This is a genomic window from Pseudomonas sp. BBP2017, from assembly GCF_003024385.1.
Taxonomy (GTDB): Bacteria; Pseudomonadota; Gammaproteobacteria; order Pseudomonadales; family Pseudomonadaceae; genus Aquipseudomonas.
In genome coordinates, this window is record NZ_PVZN01000001.1 from 595,232 (window position 1) to 614,083 (window position 18,852).

Here is an 18,852-nt window from a genome sequence, read left to right on the forward strand (position 1 = left end):
CGGATAAGGCGGCGCATTTTACCAGAGCAGCGGGCTGTCGGTAAGCAGTGATTTGTCGCCCGGCACTGACCGGGCGACGATCAATCAACTGCGCTCAGGCTGGAAGCGTACGACGATGCCATTGAGCTTCTGCTGGCGACTGATCACATCACGCAGACGCTCAGCCTCGGCGCGCTCGATCAACGGCCCGACATATACCCGATTCATGCCGCCGGCCGAACGGATATAGGCGTTGTAACCCTGGCTGCGCAGGGTTTTCTGCAGGTTCTCGGCACCGGCCCGATTGGACAGGCTGGCCAATTGCACCGACCAGCTGACCGGCAGACCATTGGCGTCGATCTTGCCTGCTACGGGCTTGGTAGCGCTGGCGACGGCAGGAGCAGGTTTGACTTCCGGCTTGACCGCTGGCGGCGGCGTTACAGGTTTGGCCGCAACGGTTGGCGCCGGAACTGGAGCCGGGACAGGTACTGGCACCGCAGCGGGCGCTGGAGTGATCGGAGTACTGGGTGCCTGGGCTGGCACGCTAGACTCATCGACGACCACCGGGTTTTCTTCTGGCAATACCTGAGGCTCAGGCACTGGCACAGGCTCGACCTGCACGGCCGGCATGCTCGGCGCTGCCGGAGCCTCAGGCGCTTCGACGCGCACCTGACGCATCTCGTCTTCCCGGGAAAACAACATCGGCAGGAAGATCACCGCCAGTGCCACCAGCACCAGGGCGCCCACCATCCGCTGCTTGACCACTTTATCCAGCAATGCCATTTGCCCCATCCTCCGTGGCCTGCCGATCCAGCCACTGCAAGGCTTCGCCGACACAGAAAAACGATCCGAACAGCAGGATTTCATCATCCGCCGTTGCCAGCGCGCACTGCCCGTCAAGGGCTGCAGCCACGCTGGAATAAGACTTCACATCAGCGCCGAGGTTCGCCAGCGTCGCTTCAAGCTCGCTCGCCGGACGACTGCGCGCAGTATCCAGGGGCGCCACTGCCCACCCCTGAACCGCTCCCAACAAGGGTTGTACCACCCCGGCCAGGTCTTTGTCGGCCAACAGGCCGAACACCGCCAGGCGCTGGCCCGATACCGGCCGTGCAGCCAGACGCTGAGCCAGGTACTCGGCAGCGTGCGGGTTGTGGCCGACATCCATGAGGATAGTCAATGCCTTGCCCTGCCAGCGAAACCTGCGACGATCCAGACGACCGACCATCCGCGTCGAATGCAAGGCCGCGGCGATCTGCCCGGCGTCCCACGGCAGGTCCAGCAACAGATAGGCTTGCACCGCGAGGGCAGCGTTTTCCATCGGCAGGTCGAGCAACGGCAGATCGTGCAGCTCGACTACCTGGCCGCGACTGTCCACACCGCGCCACTGCCAATACTGATCAGTGCTGGCGAGATCGAAGTCACGCCCACGCAGAAAGAACGGACAGTTCAGCTCGCGAGCCTTGTCCAGCAGCGGTTGCGGTGGATTCAGGTCGCCGCACAGCGCAGGTTTGCCCTGACGGAAGATGCCGGCTTTTTCAAAGGCCACCGATTCACGGGTATCGCCCAGGTAATCGGCATGGTCAACGCCGACGCTGGTGACCAGCGCCATATCGGCATCTACGATATTGACCGTATCCAGACGCCCGCCCAGGCCGACCTCAAGCACCACGGCATCCAGCGCCGACTGCTTGAACAGCCAGAACGCCGCCAGGGTACCGGCCTCGAAGTAGGTCAGGGAAATTTCACCGCGAGCGGCTTCAACGGCGGCAAACGCCTCGCACAGCTGCTGATCGGCGGCTTCCTTGCCGTCGATCTGCACGCGCTCGTTGTAACGCAGCAGGTGCGGCGAACTGTAGACCCCGACCTTGAGCCCCTGGGCACGCAACAAGGCGGCCACAAAGGCGCAGGTCGAGCCCTTGCCATTGGTGCCGGTCACGGTAATCACCCGTGGCGCCGGCTTGCCCAGCCCGAGCCTGGCCGCAACCTGTTGCGAACGCGCCAGGCCCATGTCGATGGCCGAGGGATGCAACCGCTCGAGATAGGCGAGCCAGTCGCCAAGGGTACGTTGGGTCATACGGTGGCAGGCGCAGGCGGTACGACGATCGGCTCAAGTACCGGCTCGACGAACTTCGGCGTCGGCAGGCCCATCATCTGCGCCAGCAGGTTGCCCAGGCGATGACGCAGCTCCTGACGCGGGATGATCATGTCGATTGCACCGTGCTCCAGGAGGAACTCGCTGCGCTGGAAGCCTTCTGGCAGCTTCTCACGCACGGTTTGCTCGATCACCCGCGGACCTGCAAAGCCGATCAGCGCTTTTGGCTCACCGACGATTACGTCGCCGAGCATTGCCAGGCTCGCGGAGACACCGCCGTAGACCGGGTCGGTCAGCACCGAGATAAACGGAATGCCTTCTTCGCGCAAACGCGCCAGCACTGCCGAGGTCTTGGCCATCTGCATCAGCGAGATCAGCGCTTCCTGCATGCGGGCACCACCGGAGGCCGAGAAGCAGACCATCGGGCAGCGGTTTTCCAGGGCGTAATTGGCAGCACGAACGAAGCGCTCGCCGACGATGGCACCCATCGAGCCACCCATGAACGAGAATTCGAAGGCGCTGACCACGATCGGCATACCCAGCAGAGTACCGCTCATGGAAATCAGCGCATCTTTTTCGCCGGTCTGCTTCTGTGCGGCAGTCAGACGGTCCTTGTACTTCTTGCCATCACGAAACTTCAGGCGGTCGACCGGCTCCAGATCGGCACCCAGTTCGACGCGGCCTTCGGCATCCAGGAAGATGTCAATGCGCGCACGTGCACCAATGCGCATGTGATGGTTGCACTTGGGGCAGACATCCAGGGTCTTTTCCAGCTCCGGACGATACAGCACGGCTTCGCAAGACGGGCACTTGTGCCACAGCCCTTCAGGCACCGAACTCTTCTTCACCTCGGAACGCATGATCGAAGGGATCAGTTTGTCTACTAACCAGTTGCTCATGCTTTCTTTCTCCAGTAACGACGACCGGCAGGCTTTGGCTGCCAGGTTCGCGCGTATGCCCTTGAGCTCAATTCATGTATGACGCGATGATGGCCGGGCTCCGACGCCCCGCGTACAGCGAGGCGCCCCGATACCCTTCCATCGTCAACCTGTATGGGCGACGCCCGTGGCGTCGCCCGCTAATTTCGACCGGCCCTGCGGCGCGATCCGGCAGCAATGGGCTGCGAAAGCTATGGACGATGGCGCGCGGCCAGCCGTCACATCCACAACAACAGACGTCATCACGCCTGCTTGACCGCCTTGATAAAGGCCTCGATCCGCGCGGCATCCTTGATACCCTTGGCTTGCTCGACACCACCGCTGACATCCACGGCATAAGGCCGCACCTGGGCGATGGCACTGGCAACGTTGTCCGGCGACAGACCACCGGCCAGGATGATCGGCTTGCTCAGTTTCTCCGGCACCAGCGACCAGTCGAATGCCTCACCCGTGCCTCCCGGCACGCCGGCAACATAGGTATCGAGAAGAATTCCGCTGGCCTCGCTGTACAGCCTGCACGCCGCCTCTAGGTCATCCCCCGGGCGCACTCGCAAGGCCTTGATCCATGGTCTGTTATGACCAGCACAGTCCGCCGGGGTTTCATCCCCGTGGAACTGCAGCAGATCCAGCGGTACCGCGTCGAGGATCTCGCCCAGCTCGCAACGGCTGGCATTGACGAACAGCCCCACGGTGGTCACGAACGGCGGCAACGCGGCGATGATCGCCCGCGCCTGCTGCACATCGACCGCCCGCGGGCTCTTGGCATAGAACACCAGACCAATGGCATCAGCGCCCGCCTCAGCCGCAGCCAACGCGTCCTCAATGCGGGTAATCCCACAGATTTTGCTGCGAACGGCGCTCATGAGCTGTGAACCTCGGCTGATCTTGAAAGTCCCGGATGTTAGCAAATGGCGTGTGGGTCGTCAGCCGTCAGTGACTCGTAACCGGTGAGAAAGTGTGGACCGATGTAACGCTCGGGCAAGGCGAACTCGTCGTGGTACTCCACCTGCACCAGATACAAGCCGAACGGATGCGCGGTGACGCCACCCGTGCGCCGCTCACGACTCTCCAGCACTTCCCGGGCCCATTCCACCGGACGCTCGCCGGCACCGATGGTCATCAATACACCGGCAATGTTACGCACCATATGGTGCAGGAAGGCGCTGGCGCGGATATCCAGGACAATCATCTTGCCGTGGCGGGTCACGCGCAGGTGATGGATGTTCTTGATCGGTGACTTGGCCTGGCACTGGCCCGCGCGAAAGGCACTGAAATCATGGGTGCCCAGCAGATACTCGGCGGCCAGGGCCATGCGCTCGACATCCAGCGGCCGGTGGTTCCAGGTGACTTCCTGACCCATGTGCGCCGGGCGGATCTGATCGTTGTAGATCACATAGCGGTAACGCCGGGCGATGGCTTTGAAGCGGGCATGAAAATGCGCCGGCATTTCCTTGGCCCAGGCCACGCTGATGTCGTGCGGCAGGTTGATGTTGGCGCCCATGGTCCAGGCTTTCATGCTGCGCACCACCTGGGTATCGAAATGCACCACCTGACCGCAGGCATGCACACCGGCATCGGTACGCCCGGCGCAGAGCAGCGACACCGGCGAATCGGCCACTTTGGACAAAGCCTCTTCAAGGGTCTGCTGGACGCTCGGCACGCCATCGGCCTGACGCTGCCATCCGCGGTAGCGCGAGCCTTTGTATTCGACGCCCAGGGCGATGCGGAAGAAGCCTTCGGCCGCCGATTCGGCAACCGTGTTATCAATGATTTCCAAGAAGATACAGCCTGTCGATTAAGCAGATGGCGGGAATTATAACGACAACGGCAGCCACCAGGGCTGCCGTCGGACGTACAAGGGCAGGACTCAGACCAGACGCGAAAGCATCTCTTCGGCTTCCTGCTTCTGGGCATCGCTACCCTCTTTGCACACTTCGTCGAGAATGTCGCGGGCACCGTCATGGTCGCCCATGTCGATGTAGGCGCGCGCCAGGTCGAGCTTGGTTGCAGCCTCATCGGCGCCGCCCAGGTAGTCGAACTCCAGGTCATCACCGAGATCGTCGTTCAAGGCGTCTTGCGCGGTGAAGTGCGGCTCGATCGACGGTTGTTCCAGGCTTTGCGACAACTTGTCGAGCTCGGCGTTGACGTCATCGAGTTCGGAAGCAAAGCTCTTGGCGGCATCGGACTCGTCATCCAGCGACAGCGACAGGTCGAAATCCTCCGGCAGCTCCAGCTCGCTCAATGGGTCGAATTCCGGCATTGTCTCGTCGAAGGCAGCCAGTTCGGCAGCGATATCGACGGGTTCATCAAGTGCCGGCACGGCAGCGTGATCGCCCGTAACATCGAGATCGAAATCAGACAAGTCGTCGAGCGTGACAGGGGCCTGCTCGGCCGGCACTTCAAGTTCCGGCTCGGCAACCGACGCTTCGAGCACAGACTCGGGCGCAAAGTCCGCCACCTCAATTTCTGGCGCAGACTCGCCAAGCTGCAGCGGCTCGTTCAGCTCCAGACCCTGCAGGTCATCGTCCAGACTCAGGTCGAAGGCGCTGTCCAGATCATCCTCGGCCAGCGGTTCCAGCGCCGACTCCAGCTCAGGCTCCAATTCGGCGACCGGAGCAGGTTCTGGTTCTGGCTCTAGCTGCACTTCAGGCTGTGCCTGCGGCTCGTCCTGCAACAACGCCTGGACGTACTGGGCGTCCAGCTCGGCGGCCAGGGCAGCCGCACCAAGGCCGCCGGCTGCAGCCAATGCCACCATCGCCGGGAAACGGCTCTTGAGGGCTTCGACATCGGCATGGTTCTGACCAGTAGCGATCAACTGGCGTTCATGACCGACAAAGGCGTCACGGTCACCCTGACGCGCATAGACTTCCATCAACTTCAAGCGCAGGTCACTACGCCCTGGCGCCGCAGCGACTGCAGGCTCCAGCAGATCAGCAGCATGGTTCAGGCGACCACGGGCAATGCTCGCTTCCACTTCGTCGAGCAGCGCATCACCACTTGGCGCTGGCGCTGCATCGGCGGCCGGAGCAACCAACGGCGCAGCCATTGGTTGCGGCTGGGCAGGCGCTTGCTCAAGCGGTTTGACCTCAACCTTCCTGGCTTCCACGGCAGGCGCTTCAGCAGCACTGGCCGCCGCAGCCGAGGCGGCCACCACGGCCGGCGCCAGCGTCACGCTTGGTGCTGGCACTTCCAGGCCTTCGAAGCTGCTTGGCGGCAGATCCAGATCTGGACCGCGCTCACCCTCTTCAGCCAGCGCCCGGGCCATGCGCAGGTGTTTTTCCGCTTCCTGATCGGCTTTGCGCTTGCGCGCCAGCAGCAACAGCAACAGGAGCAGCACCAACAACGCGGAAGCACCGATCAGCGCCAGCAACACAGGATTGCCGAGCAGGTCGTCGAGCATCTTGCTGGAACTGCCAGCATTTGCCTCTTCGGCTGCAGGTGCCGAGCTGTCGAGCGGTGCGGTATCGACCGCTGCAGGTGCCGGAGTAACGACCGGCTCGCTTGGCGCTGGCTGCAATTCGGCGGAAATGGCCGGCTGCTGAGCCACTTCAGGCGCAGACTCCTGACCGGCAGCCCCCTGGGCTTCGAGCCTGGCCAATTGATCGCTTTTCAGGGCGATCAGGCGCTCCATCTTGTCCAGTTGGCTCTGCAGATCGCTCATGCGACTCTTCAATTCGGCGTTGTCACGCCGCGTGGTATCGAGGCGCTCCTCAGCAACGGCGAGTTTATCGCTGACGGCCTTGCTATCTCCGGCAGCCGTTTTGCTGCCAGGCGCTACCAGGCGCAGGTTGTCTTGATTGGCAATCCGCGCCGGAGCCGCCTCGATGCCGGTGCGGCGAGTGGCGTCCAGCTGCCGGGCACGCGGACCCAGGCGCCGACCTTCACGCCAGGCGGCGTACTGCTCGGCAACCTCAGCCACAGCCTGGCCCTGAGGAATACTCATGACCTGCTGCTGATCGGGCATGCGTAGGACCTGGCCGGTTTTCAGCAGGTTGATATTGCCGTTGATAAAGGCATCGGGGTTCAACGCCTGAATGGCCAGCATGGCCTGCTGCACCGAGCCGCCCTGACGCGCTTTCGAGGCAATTTCCCACAGCGTGTCACGCCGCACCGTGGTGTAGTTGGCCGGCGCGCTGAGCGCCGGACTGATCGCCGACTCAGGCTTCGCCCCCGGCAACGCTGCCTGGTTGACCAGCACGCTGTAGTCGCGCAACAGGCGCCCGCTCGGCCACATCACCTGGACCAGGAACTTGACCATCGGTGCCGGCAGCGCCTGGCTGGAGGTCACCCGCAACACGCTCTTGCCGTTGGGATTGATCACCGGCGTGAAGGTCAAGTCGTTGAGGTAGGACGGGCGCTCGATCCCGGCCTTGGCGAACTCTTCGGGTGGCGCCAGGCTCGGAGCCATCTCAGCGGCGGTCAGATCGCGTACATCGAGCAGTTCGATTTCGGCATCCAGCGGCTGGTTCTGCGCCGACTTGAGGGTCAGTTCGCCCAAGCCGAGGGCATGCGCCATACCGGACGACAGCGCCGACGCCGCGGCTATTGCTAAGACCAGTTTGCGAATTCGAAGCATGACCTCTTCCTTTGAAAGAACCGTCCCCGGCGACCGAGCAAAATCTCGGTAAAAATTAGCTGCAAGTATCTTTTACACAACATGTTTTATCAACAATTGCGCCAACTGCACGGCGTTCAAGGCCGCGCCTTTGCGCACGTTGTCGGTGGTCAGCCAGAGGTTGAGCTGCTCGGTTTCGTCGATTCCACCGCGCACCCGTCCAACATAGACCACGTCCTGACCGACTGCGTCACCGACCGGGGTTGGATAATCCCCGTCCTCGACCAGCTCGATACTGTCCGCAGACTCCAGCGCAGCATTGACTGCCGCCAGGTCGATCGGTTCACGACTTTGCACCGATACACTGTAGCTATCGCCGAAAAACACCGGGACTTGAATACAGCTGACGGAAATCTTCAGCGCCGGCAAGTCCAGCACTTCGCGCAGCTCGCTGAGCAAGCGACGCTCAAGCACACCATGCCCCTCGGCATCGCTGGCGCCTACCTGAGCCAGCAGGTTGAAGGCCATTTGCCGGTCAAAGAAGCGCGGCTCCAGAGGCCGTGCATTGAGCAGCTCGGCAGTCTGGCGCGCCAGCTCATTGACCGCCTCGCGGCCTTGGGCCGAGACCGCCAGGCAGGCAGTGACATTGATCCGCTCGATGTCGAGCAGGCCTTTGAGCGGGGCCAGGGCGACGGCCAATGCCACTGCGCCGGCACTTGGACTGCTCACTTGCAGTGGCTTGGGCAGGTTTTCGAGCCGTATGGCGTTGGCCTCAGGGACCACGGCTGGCGCCTGCTCGACAGGCAAGCCGCCAGACAGATCGATCACCGCGCAACCGGCCGCCTGGGCCCGCGGGGCAAAACTGCGGGTGACGGCTGGGCCGGCAGCGAAAAAAGCCAGTTTGACCTTGCTGAAATCGAAGCTGTCGACCTCACGAACACGCAGACTCTTGCTGCGGAACATCACACCGCTGCCAGCTGACTCATTGCTGGCCAGCAGGTGCAGGGTACCCACTGGAAAATCCTGCTCTTCGAGAATCTGCACGAGGGTTTCACCGACAGTACCGGTGGCACCGATCACGGCAATATCAATAGGCTGGCTCATGGGGAAATCCTCTGCTGGAACGGCGGGAGCGGCACTTTACACCACAATCGCGGGGCAAGCCCGCGCCTACCAGGCAAAGAAAAAAAAAGCCCATACTGTCTCCAGTACGGGCTTCGGGTCCTGTCGGCGTCAGGTCAACGCTCCAGCAGAATCCGCAGCATGCGCCGCAGCGGTTCGGCCGCGCCCCACAGCAGCTGGTCGCCAACGGTGAAAGCGCCCAGGTATTGCGAACCCATGTTCAGCTTGCGCAGACGCCCCACCGGAATGTTCAAGGTACCGGTGACATTGGTCGGGCTCAGTTCCTGCATGCTGATTTCGCGCTGGTTCGGTACCAGCTTCACCCATGGATTGTGCTGGCTGATCATGCCTTCGATATCAGCGATCGGCACATCTTTGTTCAGCTTGATGGTCAGCGCCTGGCTGTGGCAACGCATCGCACCGATGCGCACGCAGATGCCGTCAACCGGGATCGGGCTCTTGAAGCGACCGAGGATCTTGTTGGTCTCGGCCTGGGCCTTCCACTCTTCACGGCTCTGGCCGTTAGGCAGTTCCTTGTCGATCCACGGGATCAGGCTGCCAGCCAGCGGTACACCGAAGTTTTCGGTCGGGTAGGCTTCGCTGCGCATGGCCTCGGCCACCTTGCGGTCAATGTCGAGGATGGCGCTGGCCGGGTTGGCCAGGTCGTCAGCCACGGCGGCGTGGGTCGCGCCCATCTGGCGGATCAGCTCGCGCATATTCTGCGCGCCGGCACCGGAAGCCGCCTGATAGGTCATGGCGCTCATCCACTCGACCAGGCCAGCCTCGAACAGGCCGCCCAGGCCCATCAGCATCAGGCTGACAGTGCAGTTGCCACCGATGTAATTCTTGGTGCCCGCATCGAGCTGCTGGTCGATCACCTTGCGGTTGACCGGATCCAGAACGATGACCGCATCATCCTGCATACGCAGGCTGGAGGCGGCATCGATCCAGTAGCCCTGCCAGCCGGCTTCACGCAGCTTGGGGAAAACTTCGTTGGTGTAGTCGCCACCCTGACAGGTCAGGATCACATCGAGGGTCTTGAGTTCTTCAATGCTGTACGCGTCCTTGAGCGGAGCAATATCCTTGCCCACTGCCGGACCCTGGCCACCTACGTTGGAAGTGGTGAAGAACACCGGCTCGATGAGATCGAAATCCTGCTCTTCCAGCATCCGCTGCATGAGCACGGAACCGACCATACCGCGCCAACCGATCAGACCTACACGTTTCATCGCAACTACACCTTTGCTAAAAAGTGGGCCGCTGCTTCACAAGGAAAAACAGCAGCGGGCCCGAGAGATTACAGATTCCGCAGCGCTGCGACTACTGCGTCGCCCATTTCCTGCGTACCTACCTTGCTGCAACCGGCCGACCAGATGTCCCCCGTGCGCAGCCCCTGATCCAGCACCAGGCTGACGGCGTTTTCAATAGCTTCGGCTGCCGCCTGCTGATTGAAGCTGTAACGCAACATCATCGACACCGACAAAATGGTTGCCAGCGGGTTGGCAATGCCCTGCCCGGCGATGTCTGGCGCCGAGCCGTGGCACGGTTCGTACATGCCCTTGTTGTTGGCATCCAGGGACGCTGAAGGCAGCATGCCAATGGAGCCGGTGAGCATGGAAGCTTCATCCGACAAGATGTCACCAAACATGTTATCGGTGACCATCACATCGAACTGCTTGGGCGCACGGACCAGTTGCATGGCGGCGTTGTCGACGTACATGTGGCTGAGTTCCACATCCGGGTAGTCCTTGGCCACTTCTTCGACAATCTCGCGCCACAGCTGGCTGGAGGCCAGGACGTTGGCCTTGTCCACCGAGCAGAGCTTCTTGCCGCGAACCCGGGCCATGTCGAAACCGACACGGGCGATACGGCGGATTTCGCTCTCGCTGTACGGCAGGGTGTCGTAGGACTGACGCTCGCCACCTTCCAGCTCGCGGGTACCACGTGGGGCGCCGAAGTAGATGCCACCGGTCAGCTCGCGAACGATGAGGATGTCCAGACCGGAAACGATTTCAGGCTTGAGCGAGGAAGCATCGGCCAGTTGCGGATAGAGGATGGCCGGACGCAGGTTGGCGAACAGGCCCAGTTGCGAACGGATCTTCAGCAGGCCGCGCTCAGGGCGGATGTCACGCTCGAGTTTGTCCCACTTGGGGCCTCCCACGGCACCCAGCAATACGGCGTCGGCCTTGCGTGCACGCTCCAGAGTCTCATCAGCCAGCGGTACACCGTGCTTGTCGATGGCTGCGCCACCGATCACATCATGGGACAGGCTGAATCCGAGCTGGAACTTGTCGTTGGCCAGCTCCAGCACCTTGACCGCCTCGGCCATGATTTCCGGACCAATGCCATCGCCTGGGAGAATCAGAATCTGCTTGCTCATGGGTTCCTCTTGTTCGAATCAAGCGACACGCCGCAGCGGCCTGCCGGAAAAAATAATCAGCGTTCGGCCCAGAGCACCAGAACATCGGTGCTGAACGAGCCATCGGCTTCAATCTGGTAATACTGCCGTACTTCTTCGCCCATCGCCTGCTGCAAATGGCGTATGGCACCACGCATCACCTCTGGCGTACGCATGCGCTCGACCCAGGAACTGTATTCAAGGCGCAGACGCTGACGCGTGTGGCTGCGGGTGAACAAGCCGGCTTCACTGACCTGCTGCAACCACTGCGCTGCCGAATAGTCACGCACATGACTGGTATCGCGCAGCACTTCGACGCTTTGCAGGTAGGTATCGAGCAATGCGCTGCCCGGCGACATAACGTCGATGAATGCCGCTACGCCACCCGGTTTGAGCACCCGGCGCACTTCACGCAGGGCCAGGCCGAGGTCGCTCCAGTGGTGTGCCGAGTAGCGGCTGAAGACATAATCGAAGCTCGCGTCGGCGAACGGCAAGTGCTCGGCGGCACCGCGTTCGGTGACGATATTGTCGAAGTGCCGTTCGGCGGCGGTAGCCGCTACCACGTCGAGCATCTGCTGCGACAGGTCGTAGGCCACCACTTCGCGCACCAACGGCGCCACATGAAAACTCACATGCCCGGCACCGCAGCCCAGGTCCAACACCCGCGCGCGCCCCTGCCCGGCCAGTTCGGCCTGCAGCAAAGCGAATTCGCTGCCCTGGGCGTGCACGGCACTGCTCAGGTAGGCGTTGGCTTGCTCGCCGAACTGGCGCTGAACGACATCCTTATGGGTGGTGCTGGTCATCTGGATCTCCTGGGGTTTTATCGCGGGGCAAGCCTGCTCCCACAGTGTCGGTGGGAGCGGGCTTGCCCCGCGATGTTTTCAATCAAACATCACGAAACAACCAAGGCTGACTAGCCCGATGCTTGGCTTCGAACGTGGCGATCGCGTCGCTGTCCTGCAAGGTCAGACCGATATCGTCCAGACCGTTGAGCAGGCAGTGTTTGCGAAACGCATCGATCTCGAAACTCAACACTTTGCCATCAGGACGGGTCACTGTCTGCGCCTGCAAGTCGATGGTCAACTGATAGCCTGGATCGGTTTCGACCTGCTTGAACAGTTCATCGACTTCTTCATCGCTGAGAATGATCGGCAGCAAACCGTTCTTGAAGCTGTTGTTGAAGAAGATGTCGGCGTAGCTCGGGGCGATGATGCTGCGGAAACCGTACTCTTCAAGAGCCCATGGCGCATGCTCACGGCTCGAACCGCAACCGAAGTTCTCGCGGGCGAGCAACACGCTGGCGCCCTGATAACGGTCGTGGTTCAAGACGAAGTCCGGGTTCTTCGGCCGCTTGCTGTTGTCCTGGTACGGCTGGCCGACATCCAGGTAACGCCATTCATCGAACAGATTGGGGCCAAAACCGGTGCGTTTGATCGACTTGAGGAACTGCTTGGGAATGATCTGATCGGTGTCGACGTTGGCACGATCCAAAGGTGCGACCAGGCCAGTGTGCTGGGTAAAGGCTTTCATGCTGCGCTCCCTTGGATCAACTCACGTACGTCGACAAAACGACCGGTTACAGCGGCGGCGGCGGCCATGGCCGGGCTCACCAGATGGGTACGACCGCCAGCCCCCTGACGGCCTTCGAAGTTGCGGTTGGACGTCGAAGCGCAATGCTCACCACTCTCCAGGCGGTCCGGATTCATCGCCAGGCACATCGAGCAGCCCGGCTCACGCCATTCAAAACCGGCTTCGAGGAAAATCTTGTCCAGCCCCTCTTTCTCGGCCTGGGCTTTAACCAGGCCCGAGCCTGGCACGACGATGGCCTGCTTGATGGTCGAAGCCACCTTGCGCCCCTTGGCGATCTCGGCAGCAGCGCGCAAGTCTTCGATCCGCGAGTTGGTGCACGAACCGATGAAGACCCGATCGAGCTGGATATCGGTGATCGCCTGATTGGCGCTCAAGCCCATGTACTTCAAGGCACGCTCAATGGAACCGCGCTTGACCAGATCGGCTTCGGCAGCCGGGTCAGGCACGCGCTGATCAACCGCCAGGACCATTTCCGGCGAAGTGCCCCAGCTGACCTGCGGCTTGATTTGCGCAGCGTCCAGCTCGATCACCGTGTCGAACACTGCATCGGCGTCGGATACCAGGTCTTGCCAGGCCTCTACCGCTTGCTGCCACTGCTCGCCCTTCGGCGCATACGGGCGACCCTTGACGTACTCGATGGTCTTCTCATCGGTCGCCACCAGGCCCACGCGAGCACCGGCTTCGATGGACATGTTGCAGATGGTCATGCGGCCTTCGACGGACAGCTCGCGAATCGCGCTACCGGCGAACTCCATTGCGTGACCGTTGCCACCCGCGGTGCCAATCTTGCCAATCACCGCCAGGACGATGTCCTTGGCCGTGACGCCGAACGGCAACTGACCTTCCACGCGCACCAGCATGTTTTTCATTTTTTTGGCCACCAGGCACTGGGTGGCGAGCACATGCTCGACCTCCGAAGTACCGATGCCATGGGCCAGGGCGCCAAAGGCACCGTGGGTGGAGGTGTGCGAATCGCCGCAGACCACGGTCATGCCCGGCAAAGTCGCGCCCTGCTCCGGGCCAATGACGTGAACGATGCCCTGACGCACATCATTCATCTTGAATTCGGTGATGCCATACTCATCGCAGTTTTCATCGAGGGTCTGCACCTGCAAACGCGACACCTGGTCGACAATGGCGTCGATACCGCCCTTGCGTTCCGGGGTGGTCGGCACGTTGTGGTCAGGCGTGGCGATGTTGGCATCGATGCGCCAGGGTTTGCGGTTGGCCAGGCGCAGGCCTTCGAAGGCTTGCGGTGACGTCACTTCGTGAATGATGTGACGGTCGATATAGATCAGCGCCGAACCATCGTCGCGCTGCTTGACCAAATGCGAATCCCAGAGCTTGTCGTAGAGCGTTTTGCCGGCCATCAGACTGTTCCTCATCAGCGTCTTTCTATGCCAATAACCACTTGGCTTGTACGGACGATGCTATGACGGTAGATTGAATAACTCAAATTCATAATTTTTATGCTTTGGATAACCCAAAGGAATAGATAAGCAGTGGACTTCGCCAACCTTAATGCCTTTATCGCCGTGGCTGAAACCGGCAGTTTTTCCGGGGCAGGCGAGCGCTTGCATCTCACTCAGCCCGCCATCAGCAAACGCATTGCCGGACTTGAACAGCAACTGGATGTACGCCTGTTCGATCGCCTGGGTCGCGACATCAATCTCACCGAGGCGGGCCGTGCCCTGTTGCCGCGCGCCTATCAGATCGTCAACGTACTGGATGATACCCGTCGCGCCCTGAGCAATCTCACCGGTGAAGTGACCGGTCGCCTGACCCTTGCCACCAGCCACCATATCGGCTTGCACCGCTTGCCTCCGGTTTTACGGGCCTTTACCCGCCAGTACCCGGCAGTGGCATTAGATATTCAGTTTCTGGATTCGGAAGCTGCCTACGACGAAATCCTCCATGGCCGCGCCGAAATTGCCGTGATTACCCTGGCCCCGGAGCCGCACCATTTGGTCCGCGCTGTGCCCGTCTGGGACGATCCACTGGATTTCGTCGCCGCCCCCGAACACCCGCTGGCCCGAAACAACACCGTCAACCTGGCCGACATTGCCCATCACCCCGCGGTTTTTCCCGGCGGCAACACATTTACACACCATATTGTCCAGCACCTGTTCGAAGCCCAAGGGCTGACGCCGAACATCGCCATGAGCACCAACTACCTGGAAACCATCAAGATGATGGTCTCCATTGGCCTGGCCTGGAGTGTGCTGCCGCGCACTATGCTCGATGAGCAAGTTGCGCCTATCACTTTGCCGGGCATACAGCTGTCGCGCCAGCTAGGCTACATTCTGCACACCGAACGGACGCTATCGAATGCGGCCAAAGCCTTCATGGCACTGCTCGACAGCCAAGCAGGTGGCCACGAGCTATTGAGGTAACCCCGGCCAGAACAACTCTCAAGGACGCGTCACCTGCCAAAGGTCTGGTATCGATGCCCAAATCAGCAAATCGCTTTCCGCGTCTGCCGCGCATCCATGCGGCAGACCCCCAGGCATTGGAGCAGACCTGGGAAAACGCACCGCAACTGCTGGCGGCGTTGAATGGCGCGCGCCTGGGCGCCTGGTTCTGGAATGTCGAGACCGGCCAGATCAGCTGGTCCAGGGGTACCCAGGCGCTGTTCGGCTTTGACCCCGAGCAACCGCTACCCAACGACCTGGATTACCTAGATCTGCTGCCAGCCGAAGACCGCGCCCGCACCTTGCAGGCCTTTAATGCGGTGATCAACGGCGAACCGGTGGAACAGGCCTTGCGCCACCGTATCCGCTGGCCCGACGGCAGCCTGCATTGGCTGGAAATCAATGGCAGCCTGGCCAAAGACAAGCACGGCCGCCCGCAGATGATCGGGGTAATCCGCGAAATCACCCGCCAGCGGGAGCGGGAAACCGCGCTGATCAATTCGGAAAAGCGCTTTGCCACGCTGTTTCATCTGAGTCCCAATGTGGTGCTGCTGACCCGCCGCTCCGATGGTCTGATCCATGAGGTCAATCAGCACTTCGAACAGACGCTCGGCTGGCCCGGCCACCAGGTGATCAACAAAACCACCATCGAGCTTGGCCTGTGGGCCAATCCGCAACAACGCAACCTGGTACTTGAAGCCACGCGTGGCAACAGCGGCCCGGTCACCCTGGAAGTGCAGTTTTGCGCCAGCAACGGCAAGGTCCATGACGGCATCCTCAGCACCCAGAACATTGAGCTCGAAGGCACTGTCTACCTGCTCAGCACCTTCGTCGACACCAGCGAACGCAAACGCGCAGAGCAGGCCCTCAAAGACAGTCAGGAACGCCTGGACCTGGCTCTGGATTCCGCCCAGATGGGCACCTGGGACTGGCATATCCCCAGCGGCATGCTCTATGGATCGGCACGCGCCGCCGAACTGCACGGCCTGGAGCCGGTGCCTTTCCATGAGTCGTTCGAGACATTTTTCGAGGGTGTACCGGAGCACGAACGCAAAAACATGCACAAGACCTATCGCAGCTTGCGCGAAGGTCCGGCCGGCAACTACCAGATCACCTACCAGATCCAGCTGGAAAACGGCACCTCACGCTACATTGAAAGCCGTGCCCGGCTGTACCGCGACGACCAGGGCAAGCCGCTGCGCATGGTCGGCACCCTGCTTGACATCACCGACCAGGTTGAACGCGAGCAACGCCTGACCAGCTCGGAAGAAAAGTTCGCCAGCCTGTTCCAGGCCAGCCCCGACCCTATCTGCGTCACGCGCCAGGACAGCGGCCAGTTCATCGAGATCAACCCGGCATTCACCCAGACCTTCGGCTGGGACGCACAGCACGTCATCGGTCGTACTGCCGAGGAAATCGGCTTGTGGGCCGAATCTGCCGAACGCGCCCGGCGCATCGAACAGGTGATTCGTGATGAAGCCCTGAACAATGTCGCCGTGGTGATCAACCACAAAGACGGCCAGCCCCTGACCTGTGTGATCTCCAGCCGCCTGATCACCGTCGACGACCAGCCTTGCAGCGTCACCACCCTGCGCGACATCACCCAACAACAGCGGGCCGAAGCCGCGCTCAAATCCAGCGAGGAGAAGTTCGCCAAAGCGTTCCACTCCAGTCCCGACGCCATCACCATTACCGAACTCGACAGCGGTCGCTACCTGGAGGTCAACGATGGTTTCTGCCGGTTGACCGGCTACAGCGCCAGCGAAGTGATCGGCCGCACCGCGAACGAAATCGGCATCTGGGCCGACGACAAGCAGCGTGCGATCCTGGTCTCGGAACTCCAGGAAAAGGGTCGGGTACACCACCGGGAAATGCTAGGGCGCAACAAACGCGGGGAAATCCTCACTGTCGAGGTGTCAATCGAACCGATTGTCCTCAACGAATCGCAATGCCTGCTGCTCACCGCCCGTGATGTCAGTCAGCTGAAGAACGCCCAGGCGCAGATCCGCCACCTGGCCTATCACGACCCGCTGACCAACTTGCCCAATCGCGCCCTGTTGATGGACCGTTTGAGCCAGCAGATCGCTTTGCTCAAGCGCCACAATTTGCGCGGCGCCCTGCTATTTCTCGACCTTGACCACTTCAAACACATCAATGATTCCCTCGGCCATCCGGTCGGCGACACAGTGTTGAAAATCATCACCGCACGCCTTGAAGCCAGCGTGCGCCTGGAGGACACCGTGGCGCGCCTGGGGGGGGACGAGTTCGTGGTATTGATCAGTGGCCTGGAAGGCAGCCGCGACGAAGTCACGGAAAAAGTCCGCGAACTGGCCGATACCCTGCGCGAATTACTGGCCGAACCGATGTCCCTGGACGGCCAGCGCCTGCAGGTCACGCCCAGCATCGGCGTGGCACTGATTCCCGATCATGGCTCGACCCCCGCCGACCTGCTCAAACGCGCCGACATTGCCCTGTATCGCGCCAAAGACTCCGGACGCAATACCACTCAACTGTTCCACACCACCATGCAAAAAGCCGCCAGCGAACGCTTGCGTATGGAAAGCGACCTGCGCCTGGCCCTGGCCCGTGGCGAACTGGCCCTGCACTTCCAGCCCCAGGTCGATGCCCGTGACAATCGCATTATCGGCGCCGAAGTGCTGTTGCGCTGGCACCACCCGCAACTGGGCCAGCAGCCGCCTGCGCAGTTCATCCAGGTGCTGGAAGAAAGTGGCCTGATCCTCGAAGTCGGCAGCTGGATACTCGACGAAGCCTGCGACGCCTGTGCCGGCATGTTGCGTGACCATTTGATCGACGCCGATGCGTTCAGCCTGTGTGTAAACATCAGCCCGCGACAGTTCCGCCAGAACGACTTTGTCGAGCGGGTATTGCGCAGCCTTGATGACTTCGGCCTGCCGTACAAGATGCTCAAGCTGGAGATCACTGAAGGCATTGTCATCCAGAATCTGGAAGACACCATCAGCAAAATGCGTGAGCTCAAGCGTTATGGGGTGAGCTTTGCCATGGATGATTTCGGTACCGGCTATTCATCGCTGACCTACCTCAAGCGGCTGCCGGTGGATGCGCTGAAGATCGACCAGTCGTTCGTGCGTGATGCGCCAGAGGATCCCAACGATGCGGAGATTGTCCGGGCCATTGTGGCCATGGCCCGGAGCCTGGATCTGGCGGTGATTGCCGAAGGGGTGGAGCTGTCTGAGCAGCTGGAGTTTCTCGAGCGGCTGGGGTGTTATTTGTATCAGGGGTATTTGCACAGCCGGCCGTTGCCGTTGGGGGAGTTTCGGCAGTTGTTGCTGGAAACGCCGGCGTTGTAGGAGTGCGCTTGCCCCGCGATGAGGCCCCTCGGTTTGTGGACATATCCAGAACGCTGTCTAGTCCTGAAATAGGTTTACACCTTTTCAGGTAGGCCGTTAGGCCTCAGAACGCCCGATGCACCGCATCGGGCGTTTTGTTTTTCAGGGCCATGTGTGGCCGCTCCGTATTGTAGATTTGCACTGCCTCGTCAACCATCTGCCTCGCCTGCTCCAGGTCTCCAGGGCTGCTCAACAGCAGCTCCATCTTGAGGATTCCGTTGATTCGCTCGGCTAGTGCGTTCTGGTAGCAGTCATATCCATCAGTCATTGAGCACTGAACTCCGTGCCGGTGATGAAGGGACTGGTACAGCGCCGAGCAGTATTGGATGCCTCTATCCGAATGATGGACTAGTGGCTGGCGACGACATCGCTTTCGTAATGCCTGCTTGAAGGCTTGTG

At 61.2% G+C, this 18,852-nt stretch carries 15 protein-coding genes; 2 read left to right on the forward strand and 13 right to left on the reverse strand.

Features of this window, described 5'->3' with window-relative positions; translation table 11 throughout:
* Window positions 1–84 precede the first annotated feature (84 nt).
* The 12 genes from C6382_RS02695 to leuC form a co-directional block, all read right to left on the reverse strand.
* Entirely contained in the window at window positions 85–762 is a 678-nt protein-coding gene (locus C6382_RS02695; protein WP_107022983.1) for an SPOR domain-containing protein, read from the reverse strand.
* Window positions 746–2,053 (reverse strand): bifunctional tetrahydrofolate synthase/dihydrofolate synthase, encoded by a 1,308-nt coding sequence (gene folC / locus C6382_RS02700; RefSeq protein WP_107022984.1) that lies wholly within the window; start codon window positions 2,051–2,053, stop codon window positions 746–748. The genes C6382_RS02695 and folC overlap by 17 nt, the downstream gene beginning before the upstream one ends.
* Window positions 2,050–2,970 (reverse strand): acetyl-CoA carboxylase, carboxyltransferase subunit beta, encoded by a 921-nt coding sequence (accD, locus tag C6382_RS02705; protein WP_107022985.1) that lies wholly within the window; start codon window positions 2,968–2,970, stop codon window positions 2,050–2,052. Before accD ends, folC begins: the two co-directional genes overlap by 4 nt.
* A 281-nt stretch (window positions 2,971–3,251) precedes the next feature.
* Window positions 3,252–3,872 (reverse strand): phosphoribosylanthranilate isomerase, encoded by a 621-nt coding sequence (locus C6382_RS02710; RefSeq protein WP_107022986.1) that lies wholly within the window; start codon window positions 3,870–3,872, stop codon window positions 3,252–3,254.
* A 38-nt stretch (window positions 3,873–3,910) separates the two neighbouring features.
* Window positions 3,911–4,786 (reverse strand): tRNA pseudouridine(38-40) synthase TruA, encoded by an 876-nt coding sequence (gene truA / locus C6382_RS02715; RefSeq protein ID WP_107022987.1) that lies wholly within the window; start codon window positions 4,784–4,786, stop codon window positions 3,911–3,913.
* A gap of 90 nt (window positions 4,787–4,876) precedes the next feature.
* Window positions 4,877–7,585, reverse strand: a complete 2,709-nt coding sequence (locus C6382_RS02720) for a FimV/HubP family polar landmark protein (RefSeq protein WP_107022988.1) — start codon at window positions 7,583–7,585, stop codon at window positions 4,877–4,879.
* Between the two features lie 72 nt (window positions 7,586–7,657).
* Complete coding sequence (locus tag C6382_RS02725) at window positions 7,658–8,668, reverse strand: aspartate-semialdehyde dehydrogenase (RefSeq protein ID WP_107022989.1); 1,011 nt, start codon at window positions 8,666–8,668, stop codon at window positions 7,658–7,660.
* A 134-nt stretch (window positions 8,669–8,802) separates the two neighbouring features.
* Window positions 8,803–9,915 carry an aspartate-semialdehyde dehydrogenase gene (gene asd, locus C6382_RS02730; RefSeq protein WP_010223256.1) on the reverse strand — a complete coding sequence of 371 codons (1,113 nt, stop codon included), beginning with the start codon at window positions 9,913–9,915 and terminating at the stop codon, window positions 8,803–8,805.
* Between the two features lie 68 nt (window positions 9,916–9,983).
* Window positions 9,984–11,066: a 3-isopropylmalate dehydrogenase gene (gene leuB, locus C6382_RS02735; protein WP_107022990.1), complete on the reverse strand. Its 1,083-nt coding sequence runs from the start codon at window positions 11,064–11,066 to the stop codon at window positions 9,984–9,986.
* Between the two features lie 56 nt (window positions 11,067–11,122).
* The gene (locus C6382_RS02740) at window positions 11,123–11,887 is read right to left on the reverse strand and encodes a class I SAM-dependent methyltransferase (RefSeq protein WP_107022991.1); all 765 of its coding nucleotides are present in this window, start codon (window positions 11,885–11,887) and stop codon (window positions 11,123–11,125) included.
* Window positions 11,888–11,969: 82 nt separating this feature from the next.
* Window positions 11,970–12,614 (reverse strand): 3-isopropylmalate dehydratase small subunit, encoded by a 645-nt coding sequence (gene leuD / locus C6382_RS02745; RefSeq protein WP_107022992.1) that lies wholly within the window; start codon window positions 12,612–12,614, stop codon window positions 11,970–11,972.
* On the reverse strand, window positions 12,611–14,044 hold the full coding sequence (leuC, locus tag C6382_RS02750) for a 3-isopropylmalate dehydratase large subunit (protein WP_107022993.1): 1,434 nt from the start codon (window positions 14,042–14,044) through the stop codon (window positions 12,611–12,613). The genes leuD and leuC overlap by 4 nt, the downstream gene beginning before the upstream one ends.
* Before the next feature lie 132 nt (window positions 14,045–14,176).
* On the opposite strand from leuC, the gene C6382_RS02755 reads away from it, so the two are divergent.
* Both C6382_RS02755 and C6382_RS02760 read left to right on the forward strand, forming a co-directional pair.
* Window positions 14,177–15,067 (forward strand): LysR family transcriptional regulator, encoded by an 891-nt coding sequence (locus tag C6382_RS02755; protein WP_107022994.1) that lies wholly within the window; start codon window positions 14,177–14,179, stop codon window positions 15,065–15,067.
* A gap of 53 nt (window positions 15,068–15,120) precedes the next feature.
* Entirely contained in the window at window positions 15,121–18,414 is a 3,294-nt protein-coding gene (locus tag C6382_RS02760) for a PAS domain S-box protein (protein WP_107022995.1), read from the forward strand.
* A gap of 103 nt (window positions 18,415–18,517) precedes the next feature.
* Here C6382_RS02760 and C6382_RS02765 read toward each other — a convergent pair.
* Window positions 18,518–18,852, reverse strand: a 335-nt coding sequence (locus C6382_RS02765; protein WP_146146885.1) for an integrase core domain-containing protein, incomplete at its 5' end; no start/stop codon positions are given.

Bases quoted from the DNA above. Each gene is read 5' to 3' on its own strand.
- C6382_RS02695 (WP_107022983.1), bottom strand. From the start codon at position 762: ATGGCATTGCTGGATAAAGTGGTCAAGCAGCGGATGGTGGGCGCCCTG.
- folC (WP_107022984.1), bottom strand. From the start codon at position 2,053: ATGACCCAACGTACCCTTGGCGACTGGCTCGCCTATCTCGAGCGGTTG.
- accD (WP_107022985.1), bottom strand. From the start codon at position 2,970: ATGAGCAACTGGTTAGTAGACAAACTGATCCCTTCGATCATGCGTTCC.
- C6382_RS02710 (WP_107022986.1), bottom strand. From the start codon at position 3,872: ATGAGCGCCGTTCGCAGCAAAATCTGTGGGATTACCCGCATTGAGGAC.
- C6382_RS02720 (WP_107022988.1), bottom strand. From the start codon at position 7,585: ATGCTTCGAATTCGCAAACTGGTCTTAGCAATAGCCGCGGCGTCGGCG.
- C6382_RS02725 (WP_107022989.1), bottom strand. From the start codon at position 8,668: ATGAGCCAGCCTATTGATATTGCCGTGATCGGTGCCACCGGTACTGTC.
- asd (WP_010223256.1), bottom strand. From the start codon at position 9,915: ATGAAACGTGTAGGTCTGATCGGTTGGCGCGGTATGGTCGGTTCCGTG.
- leuB (WP_107022990.1), bottom strand. From the start codon at position 11,066: ATGAGCAAGCAGATTCTGATTCTCCCAGGCGATGGCATTGGTCCGGAA.
- C6382_RS02740 (WP_107022991.1), bottom strand. From the start codon at position 11,887: ATGACCAGCACCACCCATAAGGATGTCGTTCAGCGCCAGTTCGGCGAG.
- leuD (WP_107022992.1), bottom strand. From the start codon at position 12,614: ATGAAAGCCTTTACCCAGCACACTGGCCTGGTCGCACCTTTGGATCGT.
- leuC (WP_107022993.1), bottom strand. From the start codon at position 14,044: ATGGCCGGCAAAACGCTCTACGACAAGCTCTGGGATTCGCATTTGGTC.
- C6382_RS02760 (WP_107022995.1), top strand. From the start codon at position 15,121: ATGCCCAAATCAGCAAATCGCTTTCCGCGTCTGCCGCGCATCCATGCG.